At 56.1% G+C, this 10,688-nt stretch carries 8 protein-coding genes and 1 pseudogene; 4 read left to right on the top strand and 5 right to left on the bottom strand.

The genetic code is table 11. The features are described from left to right. Positions 1-20: 20 nt before the first annotated feature. Genes JJD74_RS26810 through JJD74_RS26830 form a run of 5 tightly spaced genes read right to left on the bottom strand, consistent with a single transcriptional unit; the run spans position 21 to position 6,568 of the window. Positions 21-398: a response regulator gene (locus JJD74_RS26810; RefSeq protein ID WP_042559284.1), complete on the bottom strand. Its 378-nt coding sequence runs from the start codon at positions 396-398 to the stop codon at positions 21-23. Positions 399-442: 44 nt separating this feature from the next. Continuing rightward, on the bottom strand, positions 443-1,657 hold the full coding sequence (locus JJD74_RS26815; protein ID WP_042559285.1) for a hybrid sensor histidine kinase/response regulator: 1,215 nt from the start codon (positions 1,655-1,657) through the stop codon (positions 443-445). After that, positions 1,651-2,244: a chemotaxis protein CheB gene (locus JJD74_RS26820; protein WP_047301341.1), complete on the bottom strand. Its 594-nt coding sequence runs from the start codon at positions 2,242-2,244 to the stop codon at positions 1,651-1,653. The genes JJD74_RS26815 and JJD74_RS26820 overlap by 7 nt, the downstream gene beginning before the upstream one ends. Continuing rightward, positions 2,241-3,074, bottom strand: a complete 834-nt coding sequence (locus tag JJD74_RS26825) for a CheR family methyltransferase (RefSeq protein WP_042559287.1) — start codon at positions 3,072-3,074, stop codon at positions 2,241-2,243. The genes JJD74_RS26820 and JJD74_RS26825 overlap by 4 nt, the downstream gene beginning before the upstream one ends. Continuing rightward, the gene (locus tag JJD74_RS26830; RefSeq protein ID WP_200617196.1) at positions 3,074-6,568 is read right to left on the bottom strand and encodes a response regulator; all 3,495 of its coding nucleotides are present in this window, start codon (positions 6,566-6,568) and stop codon (positions 3,074-3,076) included. The genes JJD74_RS26825 and JJD74_RS26830 overlap by 1 nt, the downstream gene beginning before the upstream one ends. 263 nt (positions 6,569-6,831) lie before the next feature. Here JJD74_RS26830 and JJD74_RS26835 point away from each other — a divergent pair, with 263 nt between their 5' ends. The 4 genes and pseudogenes from JJD74_RS26835 to JJD74_RS26850 form a co-directional block, all read left to right on the top strand. Further along, positions 6,832-7,203 (top strand): response regulator, encoded by a 372-nt coding sequence (locus JJD74_RS26835; RefSeq protein WP_042559289.1) that lies wholly within the window; start codon positions 6,832-6,834, stop codon positions 7,201-7,203. A gap of 153 nt (positions 7,204-7,356) precedes the next feature. After that, positions 7,357-8,664, top strand: a complete 1,308-nt coding sequence (locus JJD74_RS26840) for a glycosyltransferase (RefSeq protein WP_200617198.1) — start codon at positions 7,357-7,359, stop codon at positions 8,662-8,664. 113 nt (positions 8,665-8,777) lie between these two features. Then, complete coding sequence (locus JJD74_RS26845) at positions 8,778-9,674, top strand: phospholipase (RefSeq protein ID WP_047301348.1); 897 nt, start codon at positions 8,778-8,780, stop codon at positions 9,672-9,674. 87 nt (positions 9,675-9,761) lie between these two features. Continuing rightward, positions 9,762-10,562, top strand: a pseudogene (locus JJD74_RS26850) (AraC family transcriptional regulator); the annotation flags it as partial. Between the last annotated feature and the right edge of the window lie 126 nt (positions 10,563-10,688).

A 10,688-nucleotide genomic window follows, 5' to 3' on the forward strand; every position in this document is an offset into this window, starting at 1 on the left:
TTAAATGAGGGCTATCGCGATCAGGCCAGCATTTCCTGAATCTTTTCCTGCAACACGTCCAGATCAAACGGCTTTTCCAGAATCGGCGCCTTGAGCGTGATCGGGCTACCGGTCTCGCGGATTTCCTGCGGATAACCGCTGATGAAAATCACCTTGAGATCGGGTCGCAGTTTCACGGCGGGCTCGGCGATCTGCACGCCGGAGATGCCGCCGGGTAAACGGAAGTCGGTGATCAACATGTCCAGATGTGGCTTGCTCGCGAGGATTTCGAACGCCTGCTCGCCGTTTTCGGCCTGCAAGACACGATAGCCCTGCCCCGACAGATAATCCGTCAAAACCATCAAGATAACCGGTTCGTCCTCGACGACGAGTACTACATCTTGTGCATCTACGCTCATGGGAAGCCTATGTTCGGTCAATAGCTGCTGATACGACCGTGCGGTCACTCAGAGGTTGCGTCGGATTTGCCGTTTTCCTCGATCGGCAGACAAACGCGAAACAGGGCGCCCTCGTTGATTTGACTCTCGACGACGATGGAACCGCCATGGGCGGCGACGATCTGCTCGGAAATGAACAGACCCAACCCGAGACCGGCCACTACCGTCTTGGCGGAAACCCGTTCGAACTGTTGAAAAATACGTTTCTGATTCTCGGAGCTGATGCCGATCCCGTGGTCCTGAACCTCAACCCGAGCTTCGTTGCCCTGGCGATAGACGCGCACCTGAATCGGGCTCCTGCCGCCGTAACGCAAGGCGTTGGTCAGCAGATTGGAAATCACCTGCTCGATGCGGAACTCATCCCAGCAACCTTTTACCGGCACGTCAGCCTCGAAGGTGACGGTGGTTTCCGCCGCTTCGATTTGCGCAGCAAAATTTTGCAGCAGATTGCTCACCAACTGCACAAGGTCAAAGGAATTCGGCCGGATCGACAGCTTGCCGGTACGGATCCGCGAAACGTCGAGCATGTCCTCGATCAAACGGATCAGGCTTTTGATCTGCCGCTCATCGCGATCGACCATGGCGTGCATCTTGTCGAGGGTGAACGCCGCGGCGTTGTCCCGCGCCAGGTGCATCTTGCGCAATTGGGTTTCGAGTATCAGGCCATTGAGTGGTGTACGCACTTCGTGGGCGACGATTGACATGAAGTCATCGCGCATCCGCACTGCTTGCTCAAGCTCCGACTGGGTGCTCTGTAATTGCTGCAGCAGCGCTTCCTGCTCCCGCCGGGCCTGTTCCAGCGCTTCGACCTGTTGCTTCATAGCCTTGCTCTGGCGATACAGATCGACGAATACGTTGACCTTGCTTTTCACCGCGTGGATGTCCAGCGGCTTGTGCAGGAAGTCCACCGCACCGCTCTCGTAGCCCTTGAACGCATAGTTCAGTTCGCGGCCGGCGGCGCTGACGAAAACGATCGGAATGTTCTTGGTTTTCTCGGTACCGCGCATCAGCTCGGCCAGTTCGAAGCCGTTCATGCCGGGCATCTGCACGTCGAGAATGGCCATGGCAAACTCGTGTTGCAGCAGCAGCGACAACGCTTCGTCAGCCGACAACGCCTTATAGACGGTGCGGTCTTCGCGTTTGATCAGCGCTTCGAGAGCCAGCAGGTTCTCGGGCAGATCGTCGACGATCAGCAGTTTTGCCTGAATATTACTCAGCATGCGATTTGTTCCAGCTCGACTAGCAGACGGCCGATGCCGTGAATGGGTAAGACATGATCCGGCTGCTGAATCTTCAGCGCTGCCAGAGGCATGGTGGCGACCTGAGCGTCGCTGGGCTCCTGCACAATGGTCAGCCCGCCGCAGCGTTTGACCTGCGCCAGCCCGCGCGCGCCATCCTGATTGGCGCCGGTCAGCAACACAGCGGCCAATTTGGGTCCGTAGACATCGGCAGCAGACTCGAAAAGATAGTCAATTGATGGCCGCGAATGATGAAGGCGATCCTCAAGGCTCAAGGACAAACTGCGATCCTGCTCCACCGACAGGTGATAACCGGGCGTGGCGAAATACACTGTGCCGGCCTGAATATCCTGCTTGTCCGTGGCCTCTTCGACTGGCAGCAGCAGACGTCGGGCGAACACTTCAGCCAAGTGGCTGCGACGCTCTTCCGGCAAGTGCAGCACGATGATGATCGGCAGCACAAAACCCTGGCGCAACGGGCCAAGCAGTTTCATCAATGCCTCGACGCCGCCAGCAGAAGCACCGACCACAATAGCCTCGATTCGAGGCAAATCCGCAGTGTCGTTCATTTTTTGCGGTAGATCCGTTCTTGCTTTACCAGCGGCTCGAACTGGTTCGCATAGCTGGAAAAATCCAGCGTCTCCTTGCTGCCCAGTACAAGAAAACCGCGATGACAAAGCGATTCATGGAACAGCCCGAACGCTCTGTCCTGAAGCTTCTTGTTGAAGTAGATCAGCACATTGCGGCAAGAAATCAATTGAGTTTCGGAGAACACACTATCAGTAGCCAGGCTGTGATCGGCGAACGTCACGTTTTCGCACAGGCTCTTGTCGAAAATCGCGTAACCATAAGCCGCCGTGTAGTAGTCGGCAAATGAACACTGGCCACCGGCCTGCTGATAATTGGCGGTGTAGGCCCGGACATTTTCCATCGAGAAAATACCCTGCTTGGCCTTGTCCAGCGAACGCGGGTTGATGTCGGTCGCGTAGATGATCGTGCGATCGAGCAGGCCCTCTTCGCGCAGCAGAATCGCCATCGAATAGACCTCCTCCCCGGTGCTGCACCCGGCAATCCAGATCTTGATCGATGGATAGGTGCGCAGCAGCGGCACCACCTCATTGCGGATGGCGAGGAAGTGCGACGGATCACGAAACATCTCGCTGACCGGAATCGTCAGCAATTGCAGCAACTGCATGAACGCTGTCGGGTCATGCAGGACTTTCTCCTGTAACGCAGAAATAGTCGCGCACTCGAACTGGCTCAATGCGTGCTGCACCCGACGCTTGATCGAAGCGCCGGAGTAATCGCGAAAATCGTAGCTGTACTTGAGGTAGATCGCCTCAATCAACAGCCGCAATTCGATTTCACTGTTTCGCTCTAATGAGTGATTGCCGTCCACTAAATGCGTTCCATCTTCGGTAACCACACACGAATCAGCGAGAACAGACGATCCAGGTCGATAGGCTTGGCCAGATAATCGTTGGCGCCCGCTTGCAGGCAGCGCTCCTGATCGTCCTTCATGGCCTTGGCCGTCACCGCAATAATGGGCAGTTTGCGCCAGCGTGGATCCTTGCGGATCTCAATGGTGGCTTCGAAACCATCCATTTCCGGCATCATCACGTCCATCAGCACCAGATCGATGTCCTCGACTTCATTGAGTTTTTCAATCGCCTCACGACCGTTCCGGCCGATGACCACGACTGCGCCTTTGGTCTCCAGCGCGCTGGTCAGGGCGAAGATGTTGCGTACATCGTCGTCCACCAGCAGCACTTTGCGACCCTCGAAGACCTTGTCGCGGCTGCGCGCGGTCTTGAGCATCTTCTGCCGTTCATGGGACAACTGTGATTCGACTTTGTGCAGAAAGAGTGTGACCTCATCGAGCAAGCGTTCCGGTGAACGCGCGCCCTTGATGATGATCGAGCGCGAATACTTGCGCAGCTCGGCCTCTTCATCGCGGGTCAGGTTGCGCCCGGTGTAGACAATCACCGGGGGGAACGAACAGATGTCTTCGGTGGACATGCGCTTGAGCAGCTCGTTGCCGAGCATGTCCGGCAGCTTCAGGTCGATAACCATGCAGTCAAAGATCGTCGTGCGCAGCAGATCCAGAGCCTCTTGAGCAAGGCCCACGGCGGTGATTTCGATGTCTTCATCGCCAATCAGCCGCGCAATGCTTTCGCGCTGCAGATCATCGTCCTCGACCAGCAGCACACGTTTTACCTTTTGCGTCAGTTTGGCTTCGAGACGGGCAAACACGTCCTTGAGCTCTTCGCGGGTGGTCGGCTTGACCGCGTAACCGATGGCGCCCATGTGCATGGCCGCTTCGACGCGATCCTCGACCGAGATCACGTGGACCGGGATGTGACGGGTTTCGGCGCGCTCTTTCAAACGCTGCAGCACGGTCAGACCGGAGTGGTCTGGCAGCCGCATATCGAGCAGGATCGCATCCGGCAAGAAATCCCGCGCCAGATCGTAGCCTTCGTCCGCCCCATGGGCGACCAGGCACTGATAACCCAGCTCATGCGCCAGGTCGTAAAGGATGTGCGCGAAATTCGGCTCGTCTTCGACCACCAGAATGCAGCGGGTGGCAAACGGCCCCTTGTCACGATCATCGGCAAAGCGCGGGATGTTGACTGGTGCCAGCGATTTAACAGGCACCGCTGGTGCGGCAACGTGCGTCACTGCCGCGGGCGGAGTAAAGCTCAGCGGCGCGAACGGCGTATCGCCCGGCTCGCTGTACTGCAACGGCAATACCAGGGTGAACACACTGCCCTGCCCCGGCGTGCTGCTGACACTGATAGAACCGCCGAGCAACATTGCCAGGTCCCGGGAAATCGACAACCCCAGCCCGGTGCCGCCGTACTTGCGATTGGTGGTGCCATCGGCCTGACGGAAGGCTTCGAAGATGCTTTCCTGCTGATCCGTGGCAATGCCGATCCCCGAATCCTGAACGATGAAGGCAATGCGCTCATCGGGCTGACTGGCAATCGTCAGGCTGACCGAGCCTTGCTCGGTGAACTTGATGGCGTTGGACAGCAGATTTTTGATCACTTGTTCCAGACGCTGACGGTCAGTGAACATCATTGTCGGGGCGCCGGGTTGCACTTCGACACGGAACGCCAGCTTCTTATCCGCCGCGATCGGTTCAAAGACACCCCGCAAACCGTCCGCCAGCCGCGCGACGTGGGTGTTTTCCGGCAGGACTTCCAGCTTGCCCGCCTCGACCTTGGAGATGTCGAGGATATCGTTGATCAAGTTGAGCAGATCGTTGCCGGCGGAATAGATCGACTCGGCAAACTTGACCTGCTCGGGACTGAGGTTGTCCTGCGGGTTTTCCGCGAGCAACTTGGCGAGGATCAGCGAACTGTTCAGCGGCGTGCGCAGTTCGTGAGACATGTTGGCGAGGAACTCGGACTTGTACTTGCTCGAACGCTGCAACTCTTCGGCACGCTCTTCGAGTTGCACCTGAGCTTGATTCAGCTCGGTGTTTTTCAAGTCCATGGCGTCGCGTTGTTCTGCAAGTGTCTGGGCCTGTTCAGCCAGTTGCTCGTTGGTCTGCTCAAGCTCCACTTGCTGGGTTTCCAGATGCGCCTGGGACTCCTTGAGAATCCGCGACTGCTCTTCCAGCTCTTCGTTGGCGGTTTTCAGCTCTTCTTGCTGCACCTGCAACTCTTCGTTGAGTTGCTGGGTTTCGGCCAACACTTCCTGCAGGCGCTGGCGATAACGGGCCGCCTCGATAGAGGTACCGATATTGCTGGCGATCAGCTCCAGCAACTCGATGTCGCGGTCATTGAGCGGACGCAGGAAACCCAGCTCGATCACGCCGTTGACCCGATCGTCGTCGCTGGTCGGCACCACCAGCACACTGTGCGGCAGACCTTCGCCAAGACCGGAACTGACCTTGAAGTAATCGAATGGCACCGAATCCAGCCGAACCAGACGCGCCTGCTGCACCACTTGGCCGACAATGCCTTCAGCACTGTGAATCGCCTGCCCGTGTTCTTCCTGTTCCCGCGAGAAGCCATAAGTGGCGACCCGCTTCAGGTCACCGTGTTCTTCGCGTACATAAAGAGCAGCCACCGCGCTGCCGAGATATTGGGCGCAGAACTGCAGAATGTTGCGTCCCAACAGATTCAGTGTCAGCTGCCCCAGCACCTGCTCGGCCAGTTCAGTCTGGCCGTTGCGCAGCCAGGCCTGGCGCTCCAGGCGTTCGGCGCTGGCTTGCTGCGCGGCCAATGTGGCGCCGTAATTTTGCGACAGATTGACCAGATCACGCCGACCAATGTAGGCCAGCAACCCGCTGATACCCGCGACAAACAGCAGATAAAGGGTGATGCTCCAGATCGTAGTGCGGCGCACCTCTTCATTGCGCGAGGCGCGCAACTGCTGCTCCATGTCGATCACATCTTCGAACTGCTTGCGAATCTCGTCCGTCAGGCGCTTGCCGCGTCCGGCCTTTACCGCGCCACGGTAATCACCGCTGCTGCGCTGTAAATCGATCATCGATTGCGCGTAGGTCGCCCATTCGGTCTGCAACGCTTGCAGACGGCGCAAACGATCGGTTTGCACTGGATTGTCGGCTGTCAGCTCAAGCAACGTATTGAGCGCCACGGCGATTCGCGGCCTGGCTGTTTCGTACGGGTCGAGGAAGTGCTCATCGCCGCTTAACAGGTAACCGCGCATGCCGGTTTCCAGATCCACGGTCAGTTTCACCGCTTCGTTGGCGTTATTGATCACGCGGTCAGTGTGTTCAACCCACTGGATGACCGACAGCAGATAAGTGATCAGCGACACGAAGAACACCGCACTGAGCAGACCGACGCCCAACGGCAGACCGACGTTGCGACTCAGGAGTTTGCGAAAGCGTTGTTCATCAACCGAAGACGGAGAGGACATGGGGCAGCCTTGTCGAACTGTTGAAAACCCGAGAGTTTGCCCCAAAACACCGGCGTGGATCCATTTTTCTGACGACTTTGGCAGTAAATTCCTACATTTGCCTGCGCTTGGGTGCGTGCCAACAGTTATCCTTGCACGCCTCGCAGCTGCTAATCTTTTTTGTATCAAAACGGGAACTTGTGGCTATGCGCCACTTACTCATGCAGGAGCCCGGTATTTTTGATCGGCCGGCGCGCCCCAACCCTACCCTTGAGAGCTTAATTATGTCCGCCACCCTTTCCACCATCCTTGTAGTCGAAGACGATGCCATCGTGCGCATGCTGATCGTCGATGTCCTCGAGGAACTGGACTACAAAGTGTTGGAGGCTGACGGTAGCGAACAGGCGCTGGAAATTCTCGTGGATACAACCAGGCACATTGATCTGATGATGACGGATGTCGGTTTGCCCGGTATGGATGGCCGCGAACTGGCCCTGGAAGCGCGTAAAATGCGTCCCGAATTGCCAATCCTGTTTGCCAGTGGTTACGCCGAAAGTATCGATGTGCCAGATGGCATGCACGTTATCGGCAAACCATTTTCGATTGACGAACTACGCGACAAGGTGAAGGGAATTCTGGAAACTCAAGGCACTTGATCATGTAGTCCCTGCTACGACCGGATTCCCGGAAGCGCCGTACACTCTACGCCTCGAGGCCCCTCCCAGCGGATATCGACAAACCGGACACTGTCCGGTTTGTGTTTTAATTCGCGCTGTTTTTTCCCCACCGTATGCTTAGGAATTCGCGTTATGAGTCAGCCTGCAACCAAAGTTCTCGTCATTGGTTATGTCTGGCCCGAACCCCGTTCCTCCGCTGCCAGCGGGCACGTGATGCAGATTCTCGAGACGTTCCTGGCCCAAGGCTGGGACATCACTTTCAGCAGCCCGGCGGGGCCCGGTGAGCACAAGGCCGATTTGTCTGCACGGGGGATCCGCGAAGTGCCGATCGAACTCAATAACAGCAGCTTCGATACCTTCATCAGAGACCTGGCGCCCGACATTGTGTTGTTCGACCAGTTCATGATGGAAGAACAGTTCGGCTGGCGGGTTGAAAAGCATTGTCCAGACGCCCTGCGTGTTCTGGAAACATCCGACCTGCAAAGTTTGCGACATGCCCGCCATCAACGTCAGAAGGATCGTTTGAAAATCAACGACGATCTGGATGACTTCAGCGATTTGTTCGCCCCGGCATTGCGCGAAGAGTTTGAGTTGATGGCCGATACCGACCTGGCCAAGCGTGAAATCGCCGCGCTGTATCGCTGTGACTTGAACTTGATGATTTCCGAGGTCGAGATAGATCTGCTGGTGTCACAGTTCGGGCTGCCGCGACAACTATTGCACTGGTGCCCGTTGATGATCGAGTCGCCGACAGCAGCATTTCGCCCGTTCGAGGAACGCGCGCATTTTCTGAGCATCGGTAATTTTCGCCACGCGCCCAACTGGGATGCCGTGCTTTGGATGAAGACCACGATCTGGCCGCTGATCCGCCAGCAACTGCCGCAGGCGCAACTGCATATCTATGGTGCGTACACCCCGCCCAAAGCCACGGCGCTGCATAATGCGGCGCAAGGGTTCCACATCATGAACTGGGCTGAAGATGCTTTGCAGGTTATGTCGGCAGCGCGGGTCTGTCTGGCCCCCCTGCGTTTCGGTGCCGGCATCAAGGGCAAACTGGTTGACGCCATGCTCTGCGGAACACCTAGCGTAACCACGCCAATCGGCGCCGAAGGCATGCACGGGGATCTCCCTTGGCCCGGCGCGGTCACACAAACGGCAAGCGACTTCGCGAACAATGCCGTTCAACTTTATACCGATGAGGTGCGCTGGCAATCGAGCCAACTTGCAGGAACAGTATTGCTCAATGAGCGTTACCCTATTTCAGTTCATGGCCCGGCATTGATAAAAAAACTGATCAATTACCAACTAAACCTGAAACAACTCAGGGCCAGTAACTTTATCGGAAACATGCTGCGCCACCACTCCCACAAAAGCACTCAATACATGGCACAGTGGATTGAGGCAAAGAATCGTAACATTGCGCCAGACAGCGACACTTAAGATCCGATAACACACAACTCGAACAACATCATCATTAGTCAAATCTCTGTCATTCGTTATATACATCCTGCGCAGCTAACTTAAACAACTTACCAAGCCAGCAGGATGTAACCATGACACCGATTAGTTTTAAATATTTCCCCGCTCACGAGTGGATGAGAGCGACCCCTGAATGCGACAATCTATCGCTTAAAGAAATGACATTGCCCGGTACGCACAATGCGGGCTGCGACCTGGAGGCCTCTTACTCCAGTGTATTCACGCGTAATTGGTTCGCTTGTCAGGACGTGCCCTTCTACAGCCAGCTAAATCGCGGCGCCCGGGCGCTTGATGTACGCCTGGTCTATAACGCCAAAGCGAGCGGACTTGAGAAATTTCGTTTCGTACATAACGGAGCCCGGTCTTCGCGCACACTGGCTGATCTTATTCGCGACATTAAAGCTTTTCTCGAACGAAGCTTTAACGAGTTCATCATTCTGGACTTTCACAAACTCGAACATGGTGACGAAAGGTTCGACTTCGGCTACTTCAGCGACATGATGAAGGAGCACCTTGGAGAACACATCATACCGACAGAAAACATGAACCTGACGCTGGGACAATTAAAGGCAATCAGCCGGCCTCAGCGAGTCCTGGTCACCGCGCCTTATAACAGCAGTCTTGATAGAAAAATCTTCGCATCTGAAACCCCGCATCGATGGGCCGGCAGCGACGCTTCAAAAATTTTTGAAGATACTTTCTCTCACTCGCGTTTAAAACTTTATATCACTGAAGTTCTGGCCAATCCTCCCGGACAACGGGCGCCGTGGTCGCTGTCGGCTGCCGTCTATGACGCGGGTGGCCCAGTCAGAATGCTGAAAGACCTCGACGAATGGTTCGACCCGGCAAAAAGTGATTGGGCGGAAAAATGCAGCATCATCAACTTCGACTTTATTAAAAGCTCCAAGATCGTCTATTTCTGTTATCTGGCAAATCTCAAGAAGGCGAGCAAAAAGGCTCTTCAGGGTTGATCAGCCAGCCTATTGAGGTATCGGGCTGGCACCCTGCGCCCTGAAAGAGGCATGATCGCCAGGCGATAACAAAAAAAGCGCCCAGCCATGACCCGCACCGCACGCGTGACCGACCCCTCTTACGAGTTGATGGATGACCACAATGGGCTGTCCATCATCTACCGCCAGCATGGTTTTCCCTGCCCGTTGGTGCGTTGGCATTTTCACAAGGAATACGAACTGCACCTGATCGTTGCCAGTTCGGGCAAGGTGTTCATCGGCGACTACATCGGCAACTTCTATCCGGAATCGCTATTTCTCACCGGGCCCAATCTGCCGCACAACTGGATCAGCCAGGTGGCCGAAGACGAAATCGTCGAAAAGCGCGACATGCTGGTCAATTTCACTGATGAGTTGTTCGAGAGCGGCCACCAGGTGTTCGCCGAATTGAAGACGCTTGCGCCATTGTTGGAGCGTGCTCAGTACGGCATCGAGTTCCGCTGCAAACGCACGATCCGCCAGGCCATGACGTTGATGCAACGAATCGCCGACAGCAGCGGCATCACTCGGCTTGGGCACTTTTTCATCCTCATGGAGTTGCTCGCGGCCAGCGATGATTTCCAGTTATTGTCCGGCGCCACCACGCCGCAACTGGCGGACGAGCACAATATCGATCGCACCAACCGCGCGGTCGATTACATCTTCAGCCACTACGCCCGGGACATTTCGCTCGAAGAAGTCGCCGAGCATCTGGGCATGACACCGACCTACTTCAGCCGCGTATTCAAACAGGCGACCGGGCGCACTTTCATCGAGTTCGTCAATCGCTTGCGCATCAGCAAATCCTGCGAGCTGTTGGCCGATGGTGATAAACCGGTGACAGATGTGTGCTTCGAGTCGGGATTCAACCCTGAATTCATAGAATAAGCGCAACGCTTGAAACGAGAGGCAGAGAGCCAGCCACCGGTAGAATCCAGGCTCTCACACCGAAGGATTCAAGCGCAGATGACTACGCATTACCGGCAGCTGACTCAG

The organism is Pseudomonas sp. MF6776, from assembly GCF_016613125.1.
GTDB classification, from domain to species: Bacteria; Pseudomonadota; Gammaproteobacteria; order Pseudomonadales; family Pseudomonadaceae; genus Aquipseudomonas; species Aquipseudomonas iridis.

Excerpts from the sequence above, each read along its gene's own strand:
- JJD74_RS26810 (WP_042559284.1), bottom strand. The coding sequence starts at position 398 with ATGAGCGTAGATGCACAAGATGTAGTACTCGTCGTCGAGGACGAACCG.
- JJD74_RS26815 (WP_042559285.1), bottom strand. The coding sequence starts at position 1,657 with ATGCTGAGTAATATTCAGGCAAAACTGCTGATCGTCGACGATCTGCCC.
- JJD74_RS26820 (WP_047301341.1), bottom strand. The coding sequence starts at position 2,244 with ATGAACGACACTGCGGATTTGCCTCGAATCGAGGCTATTGTGGTCGGT.
- JJD74_RS26830 (WP_200617196.1), bottom strand. The coding sequence starts at position 6,568 with ATGTCCTCTCCGTCTTCGGTTGATGAACAACGCTTTCGCAAACTCCTG.
- JJD74_RS26835 (WP_042559289.1), top strand. The coding sequence starts at position 6,832 with ATGTCCGCCACCCTTTCCACCATCCTTGTAGTCGAAGACGATGCCATC.
- JJD74_RS26840 (WP_200617198.1), top strand. The coding sequence starts at position 7,357 with ATGAGTCAGCCTGCAACCAAAGTTCTCGTCATTGGTTATGTCTGGCCC.
- JJD74_RS26845 (WP_047301348.1), top strand. The coding sequence starts at position 8,778 with ATGACACCGATTAGTTTTAAATATTTCCCCGCTCACGAGTGGATGAGA.